This is a genomic window from Herminiimonas sp. NPDC097707 (assembly GCF_044761395.1).
In the GTDB taxonomy this organism is placed as follows: domain Bacteria; phylum Pseudomonadota; class Gammaproteobacteria; order Burkholderiales; family Burkholderiaceae_D; genus Oxalicibacterium.
This window is the reverse complement of record NZ_JBIWCI010000001.1, coordinates 1,375,808-1,394,479: the sequence shown is the minus strand read 5'-3', so window position 1 is coordinate 1,394,479 and position 18,672 is coordinate 1,375,808. Positions and strand designations below refer to the sequence as shown.

The following is an 18,672-nucleotide window of genomic DNA, read 5'->3' as shown; positions in this document are numbered from 1 at the left end:
CTTGCATAACCCGGCTGCTGTTGATGCCGGGTTTTTTATATCGTTTTAATTTTGGATTGATTAGATTTCATGTCGCGTACCCTCATCCTCGCCTCTAATAACGCCGGTAAATTGAAAGAATTCAGTGCACTGCTCGCGCCCATCAATTTCGATTTGCATACCCAGTCCGAATTCAATGTGCCGGAAGCGGAAGAGCCACACGTCACTTTTGTCGAGAATGCAATTGCCAAGGCGCGCCATGCCGCACGTCTGACCGGCAAGTCCGCGCTGGCCGACGATTCCGGTGTCTGCGTCAATGCACTGGGCGGTGCGCCCGGCGTGTATTCCGCACGTTATTCAGGTGAACCGAAATCCGATCAGCGCAACAATGAAAAACTGATCGCCGATCTGGCCGCACATGCAGATAAATCCGCTTACTACTATTGCGTGCTGGTCTTTGTGCGTCACGCCGACGATCCGCAACCGGTGATCGCCGACGGTCGCTGGAATGGCGAAATGCTGGCAGAGCCGCGCGGGCAGGGCGGCTTTGGCTACGATCCGTATTTCTGGATTCCAGAGTTGCAAAAGACCGCGGCAGAATTAACGTCGGAAGAAAAGAACCGCCTGTCGCATCGCGGGCAAGCCTTGCGTGCGCTGATCGAGAAGTTGCGATGATCCCGATCAAACCGATAGGCAATGACGCTGCATTCAATCTCGATCACTCACAACCTGCACGCGCCGCCACCGCCTACCTTCAGCCCGGTGCGCTCAACCTGACTGCGTTGCCGCCGTTATCGCTGTACGTGCATTTCCCGTGGTGCGTGAAGAAGTGTCCGTATTGCGACTTCAATTCGCATGAGGCGACTGGTGGCTTTCCGGAAGACGAATATCTGTCCGCCTTGCGTGCCGATCTGGAACAGGCATTGCCATTGATCTGGGGCCGCAAGATTTACACAATCTTCATAGGTGGAGGCACGCCAAGCCTGTTGACGGCAAAGGGACTGGATCGCCTGCTCTCCGATATTCGCACTTTGCTGCCGCTGGATGGCGCAGTCGAAATCACGATGGAGGCCAATCCAGGCACTTTCGAAGCAGAGAAGTTCAAGTCGTATCGCAGCAGTGGCGTCAATCGTCTATCGATCGGCATACAGAGTTTCAATGCCAGACATTTGCAAGCGTTAGGACGGATTCATGATGGCGATGAGGCGCGTCGTGCGGTCGATATCGCGATGGCGAATTTCGACAACTTCAATCTTGATTTGATGTATGCCTTGCCATCGCAAACACTGGAAGAAGCGCGGCAGGATGTGCAGACTGCGATTGCCTTTGCGCCGCCGCATCTGTCGCTGTATCACCTGACGATGGAGCCGAATACCGTCTTCGCCAAATATCCGCCGGTGGTGCCGGACGACGATGCCAGTGCCGACATGCAAGACATGATTGCGGAAGAAACCACCGCTGCCGGTTATCAGCACTATGAAGTCTCTGCCTATGCGCAGCCGAAGCGGCAGGCGCGGCACAACCTTAATTATTGGCAGTTCGGCGATTACCTCGGCATCGGTGCCGGCGCGCATACCAAACTATCATTCCCGCATCGCGTGATCCGGCAGGCACGCTACAAGCAACCGAAGTCGTACATGGAACAGATGCGTCTTGGCAATCCGATCCAGGAAGAGACGGAAATCAGCCGTTCAGAGCTTGGTTTTGAGTTCATGCTCAACGCGATGCGTTTGACCAATGGCGTGGAAGTAAACCTGTTTGCCGATCGCACAGGCATGCCCTTGAACGCTATCGAGCGTGCATTGCGTGCAGCAGAAGACAAAGGCTTGCTGTACCGCGACCATAAAACGATCAAGCCGACCGAGCTGGGGCAGCGCTTCTTGAATGATCTGCAACAAATGTTTTTGGCCGAATAGGCGATAAATTATCGGCCGACAGCCTGCATTCCAAGGAGAGTTAGGTATAATGCGACCTCTTGGAAGTTGATGGGCATGGTCGCCGATAGTTTGCACGTCCTGTGCAGCGAGGTTTGAATCGGACCGATACAGTTCATCTGTCGATATCCAAATGGAAGCGTGGCCGAGTGGTTGAAGGCACCAGTCTTGAAAACTGGCGACGGTTTGCGCCGTTCGTGAGTTCGAATCTCACCGCTTCCGCCAGAAGTCCTTATTCTAAAAGGATTTAGGCGGTTATCTGCCTTCCTACACCCTTGGATCAACCTGTCGATGCAACTCTGCATCTCTCAAGGTATCGTCATGCCAGTGCGCTCAGCCAATCCAGAAAGATCCCAGTTTTTTCCGAGCAGTATCATTCTGGTATGAAGATCTTCACGAATCTGATTGCTGACTTCACATCCCAAATAGCGCAGGGTTTTGTCGCGTAGGTCGACATAAATCAAATCGTAATGCTTGTTAAGCGAGTGCCATAAGGCATGCGCGCCAGTGGATTGACGTGCGCCACTAATCAAGCAGTTTCCTGCGTCCAGCCACCATCGATAGATGGCGCTTGCTATGCCTCGGCGTTGATAGGCGGGCGCGTATTTGGAATGTGTCGCGCGCAGGTATTTGTCTTGGCGACGATTCAGTTCGATCAAACGATTAAAGACGGTATACCCTGCGAGGCGGCGGTTCTTCATGTCTTCGACATAGATATAATATTCTTCATCTGCCTCGCGATAACGGAAGGCTAGATCTGGAAGATTGATATCTATGCAGGGAAGATCGTAAAGAATATCGCCGGGCTTATTCAAGCGTCTATTGAGCGCATCGAGTTCTCTTTCCAGCTCGGAGGGTGGGAGCTGTACGTCTATGCGCAGTTCCATGATGCGCGCAAGCCAGAAAATATATGGATAGGGGAGGGCTAGGCTATGCAAGGTAATCTCCAAATGCGATTATGAAAGTCGATTTTTCAGGGGTGGCAACATGGCATCAAGCCAGGCAAGCGCCACCCCACCAACCGCTCATCAAGCGTTCTGGTTTCGACTTGGCACGGACCTGAGCACTTGCTTCCCATGCATCAAACTGAACGATCAATCCGGCATAGATGCCGTACCCTTCACCCGCTTGTATTTCCTCCATTGCCTGCAAGCTTTCACCAGCCTTGATTGTGCCGTGAGCAACCATGGTCTCCTTGGCCTTGATGCCCCAATTTGCTTCCAGATGTTTTTCGCAAAAGATGGCTGCGCCGGATTCGATTCCATTGCCGGCCCAGATGCAGTCAAGCCCAGTGATGGATCCATTCACTCGGATGCTTTTTTCACAGCGGAATGCGCCTTTGACCATGAGGTCTTGTCCGACAAACGTGTTGCCTGCAACAGACAGGTCACCGCCGCAAAATAATTCCCACTCGGCGCGCAAGTCGCCTCCGCAACGCAGGTTTTCTTGAACCTCAATGCCCCAGTTCGCCTTGATGTCTCCGCCAGCGTCCAGCATTCCTTCGCTGCGTATGCTGCCGGTAGCGCGGATATCTTCGCCGGCGATAATGGAGTGGCCGGCACGAATCCCGCCACCGGCACGTATTGCACGTCCGGCTCTGACAATCGAAGTGACTTCAATGTTGCCTTCTACTTCCAGTGTTCCGGCAAATACGATGGCTTCAGCATCAATGGCATCCACTTTTAATACGGCATTAGTAGGACCAAACTGTGTGAGTAGCCAGCAGGCGTCATCGACCCTGCCGGCACTGACGAGTGCATCCAGTAGCGGTTGGTAATCGCTGCCTTCCTGATGGTTGCGTAAAAACCAGCGAAATCCATCGGCACAGGGGCTCTTATGTTTAACGAAGTTTTTTGTCAGTTCCATGGCGACTTTGAGAGATGAAAAAAGTACAGCGCACGATAGGCTGTAGAAACCGGAGATGGGCGAAGAGAGAACCTGCTGTGCATGCGCAGCAGGCGCACGAACGGAAGCTCGGCAAGAACTGGCTTGCCGTAAATAATCGAAGACATGGAGTAAATCCCAAAGCGCGGCCTAAACTCAAGAAAGAGTTAGCCGCTATCGCGCCTGGCTTAAGCCCGGCGATAGATGAATTGCGCTAATGAGAGAAAAAAAGTATCGCCGGGCTTAGAAATCTGTTGTCGGCTGGAGGGCGTGCGTGATGCCCTTAAACCTGAGCACGTGCGAAAACGGAACAGTCATTAAAGACCGTTCTGATGCAAATGTGCCAAAGGAATAAACGAGGAGTGCCATAGGCGTAAGTATAGGCGATCCCGCGATATCGGGCAAACCATGGACTTTGTTGCAATACCCAGTCCCCTGAATGAGTATTCGCCACACAGTACCTGCGCCATGACGTCTAAGCGTACTAGCTCAGGGGAATGGTTCGCTATCGGCCAATAGCGAACTTGCAATCACTACCGCAAAAGCGTTGAAGTACGTGTGCTTGCAAGCAATGACAGACGTCAAGAAATGCTAATTAAAGAATAGTCTTTACCGATAGAACGGTTCGACCTTGCCTTTTAATTTAGTCATTAAGGGATGGCCCTTCCGATCTAGTGCCTTTCCGGCCGGGACTTTGACCCATCCCTCGCTGATGCAATATTCTTCAACATCGGAGCGCTCTTTATCGTTCAACTTAATACCGACATCGTGTTCAAATATGGCGGCGACGTAGTAAGGGCTGCGAGGATCGACGGAGAGTCGGTCAGGAAGTGATGGGGGGTGTGCAGTATCGTTCATGGCCACAATTATCAACTATAAAATTAAGCAAAACAAATTTTTCTTTGGTTGGCTAGTCACTTGGTAGTCGCTATCGGCCATGAACAGACTCTCGCCGTTTTACTAATGAATCGAGCCTGTTGTTGTCGTGGCTGAAGTAGTGCAAGACCTTCACTTCGACGATCTGCGATTCCACCTGTATCGGACGGGTCCCGTGAATAGCTGTAAATCTCAGTGTAGTGGCCTGACCCAAGGGAGGGCCTTGAGCTGTCATTCAGCATTGGCTGAATTTTCTCCATCATTTGGAGATGCCAGGGAAAATTCATGGCAAAAATGTAGCACATGGAATAAACGCTGAAACTAGCAAGCCACCAATCACCACAAACTGCGCTATGAGCAATGTCAACTTTTGGCAGTCTCTCGTTCATCAATACAGGTGACGATTTTCTTTAACGTGATTGCTCCATACACAGGGCATTACCGTTGTCTTTATATGTTCTGGTCAGTTGGTAAATTTTGTGGATGGACATCGATTACACATGCCGATTCGAACATTGGATTTTCGAATTGAAGGTCGCCGGCATGCGCGGCACTGCTTCTATTCCTGGCGTAGCCGCGTGGATTTGCTATCACGCGGCAATGACCAACCCGGTAATCGAAGGAGTCGTGTACGTGGCCGTGCAGCCAAAAATCTGCCTTGTCTAGCAGCGGTCCCAAATCACTGATGAAAGCAGCATTCAAGGGATTGCCTGCGTATCGTGGATGTACAGATAAGGGGTGCGGGCCGTGATGCGTCACTACAACTGTCTTCCCCTGATACGGTATCGCAAGTTGATGCTCTAACCATTGTCGAGAATATTCATGTTCCTTCAAGGCTCTGCTTGCGGTAAATAATCCATCTTCTGTGCGTATTAACCTGTGATCATTGAGGCAGCGTTCAGAATTTTCCATCAGAGCCTGCTGTGACTGACTGTTATCAAGACGGTAGTCCGTCCACAGTGTGGCTCCCAGAAATCGCACACCACCAAAATCGACGACATCGTTGTCCAAAAAATGAATGTTGGTGCCTTCGGTCGCTTTGCGTAAAGTAAGACGGGCCTGCTCAAATGATTCCCCATAAAACTCGTGATTGCCTGGCAGGTACAGAACTGGCACTGGCCAATTCTTGAACAAATCAATGGCTTGCGTTCCGTTTGCAATATCGCCAGCAAGAACCAATACATCCGCCCCGTCGGCAGGTGCAATCAGACGTTCGCCGGGGAAGTCTCGCTGAAGTAATTCGAGATGCAGGTCTGAAGCAAGCTGTATTTTCATTCTAAAGATATTCCCATAGAGTTGTACGCATATGCTTATCTTCGAAGTACCTGGAAAGCCCAAGCTCATCGAACACCAAGGAAAGCCATCATTTCTTAAATTGTAGCGGGCGCATAGAGGTAAGGGGGAGGTAGAAAGAATGCAGCCTGCAACAAAGGACTTTTTCGTTAATCAGAAACTGCTTTTATATCGTCAATACGCCGACCTGAAACTTTTCCCTTTTGTCCATCGCGTTTGCCAGTGATGTTGGAACGATGCTGCCAAATCAGGATTATTCCACACCACTAAAACGTTCTCGCTGTTGGACTTGGCTGCGGCCTGACTGTAATTGAAGCTGCCGTTCTGTACGTGCTGTTCGTCGGACACGATGTACTTGTCATGGTGGATGGCGTAGCTTGAAATCGTCCGCGTCGGGATGCTGCCGTTTACCAGCAAATTGAGGGCAGCGAGGTTCGCCTTTCCTTTATTGCCTTTTTCGTCGACCAGTACGCGGACATCGACCCCACGCTTCTTTGCCATGAGCAGCGCCTTTGCCACGGCGGGTGAGGTGAATGAATATGCAGCGAGACGTATGCTTTTATTCGATGCATGGATAAGCTTGAGCACAAGTTTTTCTGCGCCGGCATTGGGCGAGAATGCGCTTTCGATGAGTCCTGTGGCTGGAGCGGTTGTCGTTCTTGATTGGATTATCTGGGATAGTTCGTCTAGCAGGCTGGGTTGTTTCGCATACGTAGAAAACGGGATGAGAAGAGAAAGCGACAGCAGTATTTTTTTCATGCGACATTCTAACGGCTCGCACATGGTGGCGAGTTGAGCGCTGCGAATTATTCGCTATTAAATTGCAGCTGATCTTTTTCTTTAACGAAAGAGTTGCAAGCTGATTTGATGGAAGTCGTAGCTTTATTTTTCGTCGCCACGATTTTAAAAGTTGATTTGGGACATAAGTTATCCCCGGAATATGTGGATAGTCCTGTGGATAACCGTTGCGCTAGTAAGGTATGTCATTGAACTGAAAGAGATTTTCCTTTCTGCAAAATTTAGCTGCGTAGGATTGCACTGGCGCGCTTACCTGTTATCTGACGTTCAAATTCCTTTTGTCTGATTGGAATCCATGTAGCCATCACCTAGTATCGATTGCATGACTATTCATCAATCATCAATAAAGGAGAATTTCATGGCGAAGCAAGGCAAGACATCGTTTGAAAAGGCTGATAAACCCGGCGACAAAAAGAATGATTCAGGACAACAAGGTAAGCGTGACAACACGGAAACGCCGGATAAGAATCTGGATCCGGAATCTGAATTTGCAGTGAATGAATTGCGCGAAGAGCAGCGTAATACCCACTAAATAAATCCCGTAGCTTGCCTGTGCTGGATCCGGTAAAAATAAAAGAAGCGCAAGGCGAGTTTGCCTTGCGCTTCTTTTTTATTAATCTGCAAAAAATTACTGATAACAGAAGGGCATGTTCACGCGTCTTTTTTCATCTCATTAAAATTGTTCCCAATTGCCGCCAGCCGGTTCAGCGATCAGACGAGGGCGTGGTTCTGGAATGCTGCGATTGAGCGACTTGGTAGAAGGGCGTGTTTCGGTAACGACGAGCTGCTTTTTCTGTGAGGCGACAGCCAGTTGCCTGGACGTTGCGTTGCTATCGATCTTGAACACATCGACAGTGCGCTCCAGCTTGGCCGCTTGATCCTTGAGCGAAGCCGCTGCTGCCGCTGCTTGCTCCACCAGCGCTGCATTTTGTTGCGTGACCTGATCCATTTGTACTATGGCTTCATTGACTTGCTCGATGCCGCTGCTTTGTTCGTTACTGGCAGCCGTGATTTCGCTCACGATATCGGTCACACGTTTGACGCTGCTGACGACCTCGGTCATCGTCGCTCCGGCTTGTGCTACCAGCTTGCTGCCGATATCGACTCTGCCGACTGAATCATCGATCAGTACCTTGATTTCTTTTGCTGCTGTAGCGGAACGTTGTGCCAGATTGCGCACTTCTGTTGCGACGACAGCAAAGCCGCGCCCCTGTTCGCCGGCACGTGCCGCTTCGACCGCGGCATTCAATGCCAGGATATTCGTTTGAAATGCGATGCCGTCAATGACGCTGATGATGTCGGCAATTTTTCTGGCGGATTCGTTAATACCGTTCATTGTTTCTACAACTTGTCCGACAACTGCACCGCCTTTGATGGCAACTTCGGATGCGGATAATGACAGGCTGTTGGCTTGTTTGGCATTGTCGGCATTCTGCTTGACGGTGGAGGTGAGCTCTTCCATCGACGAAGCGGTTTCTTCCAGCGAGCTGGCCTGCTGTTCGGTGCGGCTGGATAGATCAAGATTGCCGGTAGCGATTTCGTCGGATGCAAGGGCGATGGTGGCAGTGCCGTTGCGTACTTCGCTGACGATGCCGACCAGGCTTTCGTTCATGTCTTTGAGTGCTTGCAGGAGTTGGCCGGTTTCATCTTTGCCGGTGACTTCGATCCGGCTGGTCAGGTCGCCGGCTGCCACGGTTTTTGCGACGGCAACTGCCTGATTCAATGGACGGGTAATGGCGCGGGTGATAAAGATGCCGAGCGTGATGCTCAATAAAAGAGCAATACCAGTGATGATGAGAATAATCGTCACTGACTGGTGGGAGGTTTTATTGGCTTCCTGGCTTTTAGCATCGACGACGTCCTGTATCGATTTGACGACCAGGCCCATGTCGGCGACGATTTGTCGCCGGAGCGGGCTGCATTCTGTGACAAGGAATGTCCCGAACTCTTCCATCTTTCCAGCATCGCGATATTTGCGCGGGCGGTTCAATTCTTCCGCCATCTGGCGCAGTCCCTTGCTGACTTTTTCAAAATCGGTATTGCCTTTGAACAAAGGCTCCATTTTGTTCAATGCATCCAGATAAATGGCTTTTTGCTGATCGAGGATATCAAGTTCTTTTCTTGCGTCTGCATCGCTGGTAAAGACGTATGCATTCCTTGCCGAAAGACCGGTCTGACCCAGTGCCTCGCGGGCGGTATATAGGCGCTCTAGTTGATCTGTGCGTATGGAATTCTGTGCGTTAATGACGTCATCGATCTGGGTGATGCGCATCAATGAGAAAAGAGCGATTGCTAAGGTGACCAATACGGCGATACCGAATCCGACCCCGAGTTTGGTTCCTACCTTCATATTGGCGAACATTAGAGTCCCCTTAAAAGTTGGATGAAACTATGCCTTGACGAGCTGCTTGCATGAGCTGATCGGACGCCCTCCATTTCTTTTGGGAAACTATGTGTAACGTTACCACTTTGTTGGCGGAAAAAATCTCCCCTGTTCATGAGATTTTTCAATTTGTCACAATTTTTGATGTCGAATTTTATTTTGTTGCAATAATTGCCATGATTATTGCGTAATAAAGATCCGTTTCAGAGAGCTGTTTGCAGTGTGGACGCAAACGCACAATCGTAAAAATGCGAGTACGCTGAAACAGTTGGCACAATTTTAAGTAACGGCGAGGAGTCATCATGAGCCATACAGATGTTGAGCAGCATCACGGTTACTCTGTCCACGGCACCAGTGAGAAGCACGACACCGGCAAGTGGGTGGGCAGCTTTCATATCGCGCAGCACGGTATTCCCGGGGTCAGCATCAGCGTGACCGATACAATATTCGATTCTTCCGAAGAAGCGGCGTTGCATGCGTTACGGCAGGGCCGCTTGTACATAGACAGGAAACTGGTCGGCAACCAATAGCGCGAACTGGCCGCAGTCAATTGCCGCATGAGCAGTTGCGCATAGTGCGCCTCAAGCAGTTTTTATTCCGGTGCGATTAAAGCGCGAAATTTTCCCGTAAATAAAATCCGACTCGGATCAATCGATTGCGCATGGATATCTTTGCGCTCGATCACGACAAATGTCTTGCGCGCATCGTGCGGACGTGTGGCGTCAGGCGGGTATTCCAGTGTTCCTTTCGTGTAATAGGTTGAGGAATAAGCAGGCGGTGTGCGATACAGCAATTCGGCGTCTGCTTGTTTGGCTGCATGGTGGTATGCAGCGATCAGGTCGCGATCCGAATTGCTGCCGGCATTGCTGATAATGACAGGAGCGCACATGATCGATAGCAGCGCAATAGCAAGCACGGCCATGCTTGTGCGACGCAGTGCTGGTGCGGGGGCATGATCGAGCCAGCGCGCAGCAAGCACGGCAAACGGCAAGGCGGCAGTCAACCCGTAAGTCCAGATGATATTGCTGCTGAATGTGAAGAACAGTAGCGGTGCGAGTGTCGCGCACCACAAGAAGCGCTCTACCGGCAGCAATTGCTTACGACGTTTGAACAACATGCGAGACAGTTCAGTCGCAAATATGCCTATCCACGGCAATATGCCGATGACCCAGAATATCCAGATTGCTCCTAACGGTTGCTTTTGCGCGATACCGTAGCGATCACCTTTCCATCCCGGCACCAGGAAGCGCGAGAAGTGCTCGCCGACGATGAAGTAGTTAATGAAGCCGGGATTGTAATATTCCGCCGCGATATACCAGGGCATGAAAATGCCGAGCGCAATGACGACGCCCACCCAGTCGAAAATATCCTTGAACATTTGCAGCGGACGTCTTTCGATGATGGCGTAGGCAAAGAGCGGCAGGCCGATCAATGCCCATGTGGCCAGTCCTTTGCAAAGAGCACCCAATCCGACCATCGCCCAGAAAGCCAGGCGCCAGCGCCGTCCTGCCTGCCGGTCGGCCGTCGCTTTGAGTGCACGCCATGCAAAATATAGTGCGGCACTGATCAGCATCAGTTGCACTGCATCCGTCATCACGGCACCGGCACAGAGAAAAAACAAGGGCGAGGTAGCCAGCACTGGCGCCACGAGCCAGCGTTGCCGGATCTGCAATTCACCTGCAAATGCCCATGCAAACCATAACGCAACGAGCGATGCCAGCAACGCTGGCAGGCGCGCGGCAAATTCGTTGATGCCGAAGAACATCATCGAGGCCGCACTGACCCATGTGGAAAGTGGTGGCTTGGCAAAGAAGGGCGTGTGGGGATCAATGTGCGGCATCAACCAGAAACCATTGCTGACAGTCAGTCTGGCGATCTCGCCGTAGCGTGCTTCGGTCGTGTCGGCCAGCGGTAGCACCAGCATCAGGCCGATACGATATGCCAGCAGCAGGAGCGCAGCACCCAGCAGCCACCACAGGTAATTTTGCGATATTCGCAGTGATATGCTGCGCGTTCGATTGTTTGCCGGTACTGCGTGAGGTTCAAATGCAGGGACTACTTGTTGATCCATGGAGTTCTCAGGTAAGAGGAGATGCACTGGTCTTGGCTGCAGTTGCGCGAGCAGGGCTCGCAGAGCCGCTTTCGCTTGTACACAAGAGCGGGAATCGCACGGTGACGATCAGCCCGCCCTTGCTGTCTGCTGTAGACAGTTCTATCGTGGCCTCGTGTTGCGTGGCTATCGTTTTGGCGATGAAAAGACCGAGGCCGCTACCCGATTCGCCGGTTCCGTCACGCCGATAGAAACGGTCGAACACGCGCTCGCGGTCCTGCTCCGGAATGCCGGGACCGTTATCCCTGACGCGCAATAGCACGGTGTGCTCGGCGGCATTTGTATTGACTGTTACATCAACACGTCCGTGGGATGGGGTGTAGCGAACCGCGTTATCGACCAGATTGCCAAGCAGGATGCGCAAGCTGTCTTGGTTGCCTGTGATCATGGCGACATCGCTACCCTGATCGTCATTGATTGCGATACCCAGGTCCACGCTTTTATGTTCTGCCTGTGGCGCGTAATCAGAGACCACGCGTGCGGTTAATTGCCGCAGATCGATCTTTTGGCTCGATCGATCGGCAATGCGGTGTTCATACCGCGCCAGCGTCAGCAACTGCTGCACCAGATGGGTGGCTCGATTCAGGCGTTCATGCAATTTTCCGAAGCCTGTCGCGCGCTGACGGTCGTCGTTTTCTCGTTCTACCAATTGTAGTTGCAGCTTCAATGCGGTCAGCGGTGTGCGCAGTTCGTGTGCAGCGTCGGCGACGAATGCGCGTTGTGTCGCCAGGGTCTGATCCAGACGCGTCAGCAAGTCGTTGAGTGCCGCCAGCATTGGCTGCAACTCGGGGGGATAGCGTTCGCCTGGTAAGGGCTCGAGTGCATTCGATGAGCGCTGGCTGATGGCTCTTGCGAGATGATGCAGAGGATAGAGGCTGCGGCCGACGACGATCCAGATGAACAGCGCCAGCACAGGGATCATAGCGAGGAACGGAAGCAGCGAACGCAAAGCCATCGAAGCAGCCATGTCGTTGCGTACGGCCTTGGGTTGTGCGACCTGAATGATGCGGTCCTGATCGGTTTCGCTATAGACGCGCCAACGTTTGCCGCTCAGGGAAAGCGACTTGAAACCGAAACCTTCGATTTTCTGCAGCTGGATGTTTGGTGCAGAGGTAAAAATCAGTTCCCCCTTGGTACTCCATATCTGGACCAATATTTCCTGGTTCGGATCGTCGTCGAGCGGCAGGTCGTGGCCGGCAGAGAGCTGAGCCGGCAGCGCGCCGGCGATCTGCTTGAGCTGGTAGTCGAACATTTCATTCATCTCGGTGCGTACTTGCACGTAGACGGCAAGCCCGGCAATCAGCGTGGCGGAAAGCATGCCGCCGAACAGATAGATGAGAAGCTGCCGCTGTATTGTCCTCATGACGGCACGCCTATCTTGTAGCCGACGCCACGCACGTTCTTGATAAAATCCGTTCCCAGCTTTTTGCGCAAGCCGTGTATGTACACTTCAACGGTATTGCTTTCAATTTCTTCATTCCAGCCGTACAGGCGCTCTTCCAGCTGGGCCCGCGACATGACGCGGCCGGGTGGGTCTATCAGTGTCAGCAGCAGTGCAAATTCGCGCGCCGAAAAATGTACCGATGCACCGTTGAAGGTGGCCTCATGCGTGGCCGGATTCATGATCAGTTCGCGGTATATCAGTTCGGAGCTGACACGACCCGAGCGACGCCTCAGCAAGGCGCGCATTCTGGCAAACAGTTCATCCAGATCGAAGGGCTTCACCAGATAGTCGTCGGCGCCGCTATCCAGTCCCTGTATGCGTATGGCAGTGGCATCGCGGGCCGAGATGATCAGCACGGCAGCATCGCCGTGCTTGCGACGATAGTTGGTCAGGACGGCGAGGCCCTGTTTGCCCGGCAAGCCCAGATCCAGCAATACGATGTCGTACGTGTGGGAGCAGATGGCGAGTTCGGCAGCGTGGCCATCCTTGGCCCAGTCAACTGCGTATTGTTCCTTGCGCAGTCCTTCTTCCAGGCTTTCGCCTATCATCGGATCGTCTTCAATCAGTAAAACGCGCATGCCTTGCTCCGGTTGACTCAGATCAAACCTCGCGTATCAAGGCTGTCTGATGGCGATAGGCTAGCGACAGCAGCGTTAAGGAAGAGTGAATCAGGCAATCCGGCAACAAGTTTTTCAGTGATCCAGCCATTGAACCGGCTTCCCCTGTGATGTCCGGCCATAGGCATCGAACAGGATGCTCAGTCCGACGACCCATGTTAGTGCCAGAAGGCAACTGCCGGCGATGTCAGATAGGTAATGCAGCCCGAGGTACATGCGACAGAGTGCGACCAGCAGCACAAAAGCGCAGGCTGCCAGCCCGATGGCCCGGATGCGTCGGCTGGCACGCAGCAACACGACCATGGCAACGGCAACGGCCATCGCTTGTGTTGTATGTCCGCTGGGGAAGCTGAAGCTGGATTGCGGTGATACGAGGGCCCACAGGTCAGGCCGGCTGCGCTGGATAGCATGTTTGAGTATGAGATTGAGAATGGACGAGCCGCCGACAGCGAGCAACCAGAACAAGGCGGTATGCCACAAGCGCCGGCAGCATAGATAAATCAGAACAAGAAAACTGAATACGCTGATAGCGCCCGAGATGCCTAGCGCCCATCGATCCAGAAGTGGCGTGGCATGCGCATGCAGCGTCAATAGAAAAGAGCGGTCAAACGGATAAATTTTGCCATGGCCGATATCCACGGCGAGTGCAAAAAAAAGAATCAGCGGAAAAATGACGCACAGCAGGATTTTCAGTCCTGTCCTTGCTTTGGCATGATCGGTAGGCGCTCCGCCAAGGTCGACGGCGAAAGCAGGTGGTGCTCCGGGCATCTTGAATTCGCCTTGCTCGTTCATTGCAACCTCGTCATTTGACTATTGAATGCCGGAAGCTTAGGGAGGGAAACTTAAATGTTTCTTAAGGTGCTTGCGAAAAGCTGCAGGGCCTGAAGTGCTCATGCTTGAATTTCCTTAAATGGAGTATATTATGTCCATAAATGGAGAAAATATGAGCGCTGCTTACACCTATCCAAAAAGCCGATTTGAACCGGCCGGGCTGCTTGACTTGAATGTGAAGTCGGAACGGGAACGTTTGTCGCGTTCTGCGCTGAAGGGATTTTTTCGTCTTGCAGAAGCCTGGAAAGTGCGCGATGAAGATGCGCGCGAGTTGCTGGGCGGGCTGTCGAGCAGTGCATTCTATGAATGGAAAAAGAATCCGGATCGTGTGCTCGAAGTCGATCGTATTACCCGCATTTCGTATCTGATCGGGATCTACAAGGCCTTGCATATCCTGTATGGCGACAAGCTGGCCGATGAATGGGTGAGCCTGGCCAACAAGAATGTCATTTTTTCCGGCCAGACACCGCTGGCCTATATGCAGGCGGGCGGCTTGCTGGGGATGCAGACCGTGCGGAAATTGCTCGATGCCCGCCGTGGCGGATTGTAATGATGGCTGCTTTGCCGATAGTGCCCTTGCGCCAGTTCGATACCTGCCGGCTGATTCCATCGCGCTTTGTCGATAGCGAAGATTCGGTGCTGGTTCCCCTGTCCGACAGTGACGCGCATCTGGCGGATATCTTTGAACTTGATAATGCCAGTAATGAAAGGCTGATTGCCGAGCACGGACGCGCAAGCGGAATCGGCGTGGATGAACTGGTATTCGGCGTGCCGAATTTCCGAATCATTAACGCAGCCTTTTCATATGCACGGCCGGAAGGCAGCCGCTTCAACAGCGATGAGCGCGGCGCCTGGTATTGCGGTTTCGATATCGAGACTGCGCTCGACGAAATCATTTTTCACAAGACGGTGGAATATTACGAGATCGATCGTTTCGACGATAGCGTGCGCTATCAGAATTTGCTGGCGGATTTCAACAGTGCATTCCACGATCTGCGCGGTGCTGGTCGTCATGCAAAATGCCTGGCTCCGGACAGTTATGTCGCTTCGCAAAAACTGGCGATGCAATTGCTGGAAGAGGGGTCGCTTGGCGTCATTTACCCCAGCGTCCGGCACGCAGGCGGGACCAATCTGGCCTGCTTTCGTCCCGCGCTGGTGGGTAATGTGCGGCGCGGCATGGCGTATGAGCTCACCTGGTCCGGTACGCCGCATCCCGAAGTTCGGGCTATCGCTCTTTGAATTTTCAGCTGCAGCGGCGGATGGCTAATCTTCCGGCTTCATTGCCTTGGCAACGCCCGCCTTATTCAGAGTATCCCCCCACGATTCAATACGATAGGTCTCGCTGAACTTATGGATGACCATGCCGTATTGTTCGCGCAACTTGTCGACCTCGCTGTCTATAATATTCTTGTCGATACCGGTCAGATCATCGATCGCGGTAGCGGTCGGGTGTTCCAGCAAATCGATTGCAGAAGCCAGCACAAATAATCTGCGGGCGTCGTCGTGAGGATACTGCGGTACGCCGAACTGGTTCTTGTGGAATGTCATTCGCTTTCCTCTTCCTGCTGTTTTTTATCGCCTGCGTTGCGAAACACCTTGCTGCTCCATCTTGATGATTCAAGACGTGAGTGGAGAGTGGGAGAATCGACGCTCCAGCTTTACTATAATACTGACCGGGGTATCTGACAAAAATTCCAATTGTTTTTCATTAATACGCAGAATGTCGGACGGCATTAGGCGTCACCTAGAATGAGACTTTTCCTTTGCAAAAATCTCATGTGCTGCAGTGTCATGGCCGCCTTCATTGACACGGAGTTCAAACAAAAATATCTCTCTGGCTCGATACCTTGTTTGCGGTATCTGCGACACTTGTACTTTTACGCTAATCTTGTGCGTGCTTGTTTTTCCTATTGCAATTTCCCGTGTCTGTCTCGCTTCATGAGAAGCTGAGTACAGCCTATCCAGAAAGCGAATACCCTGATGTTTGTTCAATCTTTTCGTATGACGCAGCGCGATTGGCGCGCCGGTGAGTTGCGCTTCTTACTGGTGGCATTGATTGTGGCTGTCGCTGCATTGTCGTCGGTCAGTTTTTTTGTTGATCGTATGCGTACCGGTTTGAATCGCGATGCACATCAGATGCTGGGCGCTGATCTGCTGATACGTACAGATGAACAGATTGCACCAGCATGGAAAGCGGAAGCTGAAAAGCGCGGCTTGCAATTGGCGGAAACTGTCGTTTTTCCAAGTATGGCAATTGCAGGTGAGGGCGATCAAGCGGTTTCCAAACTGGCATCAATCAAGGCGGTAACTCCCGGCTATCCATTGCGTGGCAATGTAAAAGTAGCTACACAGATCAACGGTGAAGGCGTTGCAGCAAGCTCTATTCCCGATCCAGGTACGGTGTGGGTTGATGCCGGTATTTTGACCAGTCTGAATACTGCAGTCGGCAATCCACTCAAACTTGGCGACAAAACTTTTACCATTGCCAAGCTCATTACGAATGAGCCGGATCGTGGCGCAGGGTTCATGAATTTTGCACCACGCGTGATGTTGTCTGCCAGCGATGTGGCGGCGACCGGTCTGATACAGCCTGGCTCACGCATTACTTATCGCTTGCTGGTTGCCGGTAAAGCAGCCGATGTCGACAAGTTCGATAAATGGGTGCAGGACAAAATTGATACAAAAAATCTGAAAGGCGTACGCACCGAATCACTGGAATCCGGCCAGCCGCAAATGCGCGCAACCTTGCAACGCGCTGAAGAATTCTTGTCTCTGGTTGGCTTGCTGTCGGCAATGCTGGCTGCAGTCGCTGTCGCCATGGCAGCGCGTCGCTTCATGCTCCGTCACGTTGATGCATGCGCAATGTTACGTTGCCTTGGCATGACACAGAATCAGGTGACATCGCTGTATTTGATCGAATTTTTCGTCGTGGGTTTGATCGGCAGTGCAATCGGTGCTGCAGTTGGTTTTGCTGCTCATTTTGTGTTGATCGAATGGCTAGGGCAGTTGATTACGAATGACTTGCCAGCGGCATCTATCCTGCCCGCGGTGCAGGGCGTTGCAACCGGCTTGTTGCTGTTGATAGGCTTTGCGCTGCCGCCGATCCTGCAATTGCGCAACGTGCCGCATAACCGCGTGATTCGCCGTGAGCAGGATATGCCGCAGCCGATTACGATCATGACGTATGCGTTGGGCTTGGCGACCTTCATTGGTTTGCTGTTGTGGCAGGCTGGAAATATCAAACTCGGTTTGCTGACGGCAGCCGGTTTTATCGGCGGCCTTGCCGGTTTTGCATTGATCGCTTGGTTGGCGTTGAAGTCCCTGCAGTCATTGCGAGGAATAATCAACAACGCGAGCTGGCGCTTTGCAGTGACAGCCTTGCAGCGGCGTCCAGGCGCAACGATAGTGCAAGTCGTTGCATTGGCACTCGGCTTGATGGCCTTGCTGCTGTTGACCGTGATTCGTGGTGATCTGGTCGATGCGTGGCGTAGTGCGACACCGCCGAATGCGCCGAATCGATTCGTCATCAATATTCAGCCGGATCAAAAAGCTGAATTTGAAGCACGTCTCGCGCAAAATAAAATTGCTGACGCCGATCTTTTCCCGATGATACGCGGCCGTCTGCTGGCGATTAATAACGTAGAGATCACTGGCGAAAGTTTTGTCGAAGATAGGGCCAAGCGTCTGGTCGATCGCGAATTCAATTTGTCGACGATGACCAAAATCCCCGCATCGAATGAAATCACTGCAGGTCGCTGGTTCGACGACAGCAAGCCGGAAGCCTCGGTAGAGGCCGGATTGGCAGAAACGCTGAAGCTGAAGATAGGCGATAAATTGAAATTCGAAATTGCCGGCGAAACCATCGAAGTGCCCATCACCAGTTTGCGCAAACTGGAATGGGGATCGATGAAGGTTAACTTTTTTGTCATCATCAATCCTGCCGCGATGAAAGATATGCCGCAGTCGTGGATCACATCCTTTCATCTGCCAGAAGGCAATACGGCTTTCGAGAATCAATTGACGCGGGACTATCCGAACTTGACGGTGGTCGATATTGGCAGCGTGGTTAAACAGATTCAGGCTGTGATCGATCAAGTGGTCACTGCTGTCGAATTCCTCTTCATGTTCACGCTAGCGTCCGGTGTGCTGGTCTTGTATGCAGCGCTCGCCAGTTCACAGGATCAACGTACACGTGAGGCGGGATTGTTGCGTGCGTTGGGTGCGACACGCAAACAATTATCGCAATCGCAGTGGATAGAATTCGCCTTGGTAGGTGGCCTGGCCGGTTTGCTGTCGGCGGGCGGCGCGACAGCCGTCGGCTGGTCGCTCGCACATTTCGTATTCGACTTCGAATGGAAATTCAGCCCGGTCGTCTGGATTGCCGGTTTTGCAGTTGGTGCGGCATGCGCATTCATCGGCGGTTGGGTCGGCTTGCGCAATGTGCTGAATCAACCGCCGTTGCAGACATTACGCGAGGCTTGATTTTTTGGATCGGCACTTTTTATGAATTGTCGGTCTTGAGT

18 protein-coding genes and 1 tRNA gene are annotated in these 18,672 nt (G+C 52.3%); 8 read left to right on the top strand and 11 right to left on the bottom strand.

Features of this window, described 5'->3' with window-relative positions:
* The first annotated feature begins 69 nt into the window (after positions 1-69).
* From rdgB to ACIQW9_RS06705, 3 genes are all read left to right on the top strand, one after another.
* Entirely contained in the window at positions 70-654 is a 585-nt protein-coding gene (gene rdgB, locus ACIQW9_RS06715) for an RdgB/HAM1 family non-canonical purine NTP pyrophosphatase (protein WP_402334523.1), read from the top strand.
* The gene (gene hemW, locus ACIQW9_RS06710) at positions 651-1,895 is read left to right on the top strand and encodes a radical SAM family heme chaperone HemW (RefSeq protein ID WP_402334520.1); all 1,245 of its coding nucleotides are present in this window, start codon (positions 651-653) and stop codon (positions 1,893-1,895) included. The genes rdgB and hemW overlap by 4 nt, the downstream gene beginning before the upstream one ends.
* A gap of 153 nt (positions 1,896-2,048) precedes the next feature.
* Positions 2,049-2,138: transfer RNA gene (locus tag ACIQW9_RS06705), tRNA-Ser, on the top strand.
* Positions 2,139-2,221: 83 nt separating this feature from the next.
* On the opposite strand, the gene ACIQW9_RS06700 is transcribed toward ACIQW9_RS06705, so the two are convergent.
* The 5 genes from ACIQW9_RS06700 to ACIQW9_RS06680 all read right to left on the bottom strand — a co-directional run bounded on the left by ACIQW9_RS06700 (position 2,222) and on the right by ACIQW9_RS06680 (position 6,725).
* A complete protein-coding gene (locus tag ACIQW9_RS06700; protein WP_402334517.1) occupies positions 2,222-2,800 on the bottom strand; it encodes an N-acetyltransferase in 579 nt (192 codons plus the stop codon).
* Between the two features lie 106 nt (positions 2,801-2,906).
* Positions 2,907-3,779 carry a hypothetical protein gene (locus ACIQW9_RS06695; RefSeq protein ID WP_402334514.1) on the bottom strand — a complete coding sequence of 291 codons (873 nt, stop codon included), beginning with the start codon at positions 3,777-3,779 and terminating at the stop codon, positions 2,907-2,909.
* Positions 3,780-4,406: 627 nt separating this feature from the next.
* A complete protein-coding gene (locus ACIQW9_RS06690) occupies positions 4,407-4,655 on the bottom strand; it encodes a DUF3297 family protein (RefSeq protein ID WP_402334512.1) in 249 nt (82 codons plus the stop codon).
* 468 nt (positions 4,656-5,123) lie between these two features.
* A complete protein-coding gene (locus ACIQW9_RS06685; protein WP_402334510.1) occupies positions 5,124-5,948 on the bottom strand; it encodes a metallophosphoesterase in 825 nt (274 codons plus the stop codon).
* Between the two features lie 192 nt (positions 5,949-6,140).
* Complete coding sequence (locus ACIQW9_RS06680) at positions 6,141-6,725, bottom strand: phospholipase D family protein (protein WP_402334507.1); 585 nt, start codon at positions 6,723-6,725, stop codon at positions 6,141-6,143.
* A 397-nt stretch (positions 6,726-7,122) separates the two neighbouring features.
* On the opposite strand from ACIQW9_RS06680, the gene ACIQW9_RS06675 reads away from it, so the two are divergent.
* Positions 7,123-7,296, top strand: a complete 174-nt coding sequence (locus ACIQW9_RS06675) for a hypothetical protein (RefSeq protein WP_402334504.1) — start codon at positions 7,123-7,125, stop codon at positions 7,294-7,296.
* A gap of 141 nt (positions 7,297-7,437) precedes the next feature.
* On the opposite strand, the gene ACIQW9_RS06670 is transcribed toward ACIQW9_RS06675, so the two are convergent.
* Positions 7,438-9,126 (bottom strand): methyl-accepting chemotaxis protein, encoded by a 1,689-nt coding sequence (locus ACIQW9_RS06670; protein WP_402334501.1) that lies wholly within the window; start codon positions 9,124-9,126, stop codon positions 7,438-7,440.
* Between the two features lie 323 nt (positions 9,127-9,449).
* Between ACIQW9_RS06670 and ACIQW9_RS06665 the strand changes: the two genes are divergently transcribed.
* Positions 9,450-9,677 (top strand): hypothetical protein, encoded by a 228-nt coding sequence (locus tag ACIQW9_RS06665; protein ID WP_402334498.1) that lies wholly within the window; start codon positions 9,450-9,452, stop codon positions 9,675-9,677.
* Between the two features lie 62 nt (positions 9,678-9,739).
* On the opposite strand, the gene ACIQW9_RS06660 is transcribed toward ACIQW9_RS06665, so the two are convergent.
* The 4 genes from ACIQW9_RS06660 to ACIQW9_RS06645 form a co-directional block, all read right to left on the bottom strand.
* Positions 9,740-11,218, bottom strand: a complete 1,479-nt coding sequence (locus tag ACIQW9_RS06660; protein WP_402334495.1) for an ArnT family glycosyltransferase — start codon at positions 11,216-11,218, stop codon at positions 9,740-9,742.
* Positions 11,219-11,225: 7 nt separating this feature from the next.
* Positions 11,226-12,620, bottom strand: a complete 1,395-nt coding sequence (locus ACIQW9_RS06655) for an ATP-binding protein (RefSeq protein ID WP_402334492.1) — start codon at positions 12,618-12,620, stop codon at positions 11,226-11,228.
* On the bottom strand, positions 12,617-13,279 hold the full coding sequence (locus ACIQW9_RS06650; RefSeq protein ID WP_402334489.1) for a response regulator: 663 nt from the start codon (positions 13,277-13,279) through the stop codon (positions 12,617-12,619). Before ACIQW9_RS06650 ends, ACIQW9_RS06655 begins: the two co-directional genes overlap by 4 nt.
* Positions 13,280-13,393: 114 nt before the next feature.
* Entirely contained in the window at positions 13,394-14,110 is a 717-nt protein-coding gene (locus tag ACIQW9_RS06645) for a phosphatase PAP2 family protein (RefSeq protein WP_402334486.1), read from the bottom strand.
* A 151-nt stretch (positions 14,111-14,261) separates the two neighbouring features.
* Between ACIQW9_RS06645 and ACIQW9_RS06640 the strand changes: the two genes are divergently transcribed.
* Together ACIQW9_RS06640 and ACIQW9_RS06635 are read left to right on the top strand one after the other, a co-directional pair.
* The gene (locus ACIQW9_RS06640) at positions 14,262-14,699 is read left to right on the top strand and encodes an antitoxin Xre/MbcA/ParS toxin-binding domain-containing protein (RefSeq protein WP_402334483.1); all 438 of its coding nucleotides are present in this window, start codon (positions 14,262-14,264) and stop codon (positions 14,697-14,699) included.
* 2 nt (positions 14,700-14,701) lie between these two features.
* Positions 14,702-15,388 carry an RES family NAD+ phosphorylase gene (locus tag ACIQW9_RS06635; protein ID WP_402337928.1) on the top strand — a complete coding sequence of 229 codons (687 nt, stop codon included), beginning with the start codon at positions 14,702-14,704 and terminating at the stop codon, positions 15,386-15,388.
* A gap of 24 nt (positions 15,389-15,412) precedes the next feature.
* Here ACIQW9_RS06635 and ACIQW9_RS06630 read toward each other — a convergent pair whose 3' ends face one another.
* A complete protein-coding gene (locus ACIQW9_RS06630; protein ID WP_402334480.1) occupies positions 15,413-15,697 on the bottom strand; it encodes a hypothetical protein in 285 nt (94 codons plus the stop codon).
* Positions 15,698-16,129: 432 nt separating this feature from the next.
* Here ACIQW9_RS06630 and ACIQW9_RS06625 point away from each other — a divergent pair, with 432 nt between their 5' ends.
* Positions 16,130-18,631, top strand: a complete 2,502-nt coding sequence (locus tag ACIQW9_RS06625; RefSeq protein WP_402334477.1) for an ABC transporter permease — start codon at positions 16,130-16,132, stop codon at positions 18,629-18,631.
* The last annotated feature ends 41 nt before the right edge of the window (positions 18,632-18,672 follow it).

Bases quoted from the DNA above. Each gene is read 5' to 3' on its own strand.
- rdgB (WP_402334523.1), top strand. From the start codon at position 70: ATGTCGCGTACCCTCATCCTCGCCTCTAATAACGCCGGTAAATTGAAA.
- hemW (WP_402334520.1), top strand. From the start codon at position 651: ATGATCCCGATCAAACCGATAGGCAATGACGCTGCATTCAATCTCGAT.
- ACIQW9_RS06700 (WP_402334517.1), bottom strand. From the start codon at position 2,800: ATGGAACTGCGCATAGACGTACAGCTCCCACCCTCCGAGCTGGAAAGA.
- ACIQW9_RS06695 (WP_402334514.1), bottom strand. From the start codon at position 3,779: ATGGAACTGACAAAAAACTTCGTTAAACATAAGAGCCCCTGTGCCGAT.
- ACIQW9_RS06690 (WP_402334512.1), bottom strand. From the start codon at position 4,655: ATGAACGATACTGCACACCCCCCATCACTTCCTGACCGACTCTCCGTC.
- ACIQW9_RS06685 (WP_402334510.1), bottom strand. From the start codon at position 5,948: ATGAAAATACAGCTTGCTTCAGACCTGCATCTCGAATTACTTCAGCGA.
- ACIQW9_RS06680 (WP_402334507.1), bottom strand. From the start codon at position 6,725: ATGAAAAAAATACTGCTGTCGCTTTCTCTTCTCATCCCGTTTTCTACG.
- ACIQW9_RS06675 (WP_402334504.1), top strand. From the start codon at position 7,123: ATGGCGAAGCAAGGCAAGACATCGTTTGAAAAGGCTGATAAACCCGGC.
- ACIQW9_RS06670 (WP_402334501.1), bottom strand. From the start codon at position 9,126: ATGTTCGCCAATATGAAGGTAGGAACCAAACTCGGGGTCGGATTCGGT.
- ACIQW9_RS06665 (WP_402334498.1), top strand. From the start codon at position 9,450: ATGAGCCATACAGATGTTGAGCAGCATCACGGTTACTCTGTCCACGGC.
- ACIQW9_RS06660 (WP_402334495.1), bottom strand. From the start codon at position 11,218: ATGGATCAACAAGTAGTCCCTGCATTTGAACCTCACGCAGTACCGGCA.
- ACIQW9_RS06655 (WP_402334492.1), bottom strand. From the start codon at position 12,620: ATGAGGACAATACAGCGGCAGCTTCTCATCTATCTGTTCGGCGGCATG.
- ACIQW9_RS06650 (WP_402334489.1), bottom strand. From the start codon at position 13,279: ATGCGCGTTTTACTGATTGAAGACGATCCGATGATAGGCGAAAGCCTG.
- ACIQW9_RS06645 (WP_402334486.1), bottom strand. From the start codon at position 14,110: ATGAACGAGCAAGGCGAATTCAAGATGCCCGGAGCACCACCTGCTTTC.
- ACIQW9_RS06640 (WP_402334483.1), top strand. From the start codon at position 14,262: ATGAGCGCTGCTTACACCTATCCAAAAAGCCGATTTGAACCGGCCGGG.
- ACIQW9_RS06635 (WP_402337928.1), top strand. From the start codon at position 14,702: ATGGCTGCTTTGCCGATAGTGCCCTTGCGCCAGTTCGATACCTGCCGG.
- ACIQW9_RS06630 (WP_402334480.1), bottom strand. From the start codon at position 15,697: ATGACATTCCACAAGAACCAGTTCGGCGTACCGCAGTATCCTCACGAC.
- ACIQW9_RS06625 (WP_402334477.1), top strand. From the start codon at position 16,130: ATGTTTGTTCAATCTTTTCGTATGACGCAGCGCGATTGGCGCGCCGGT.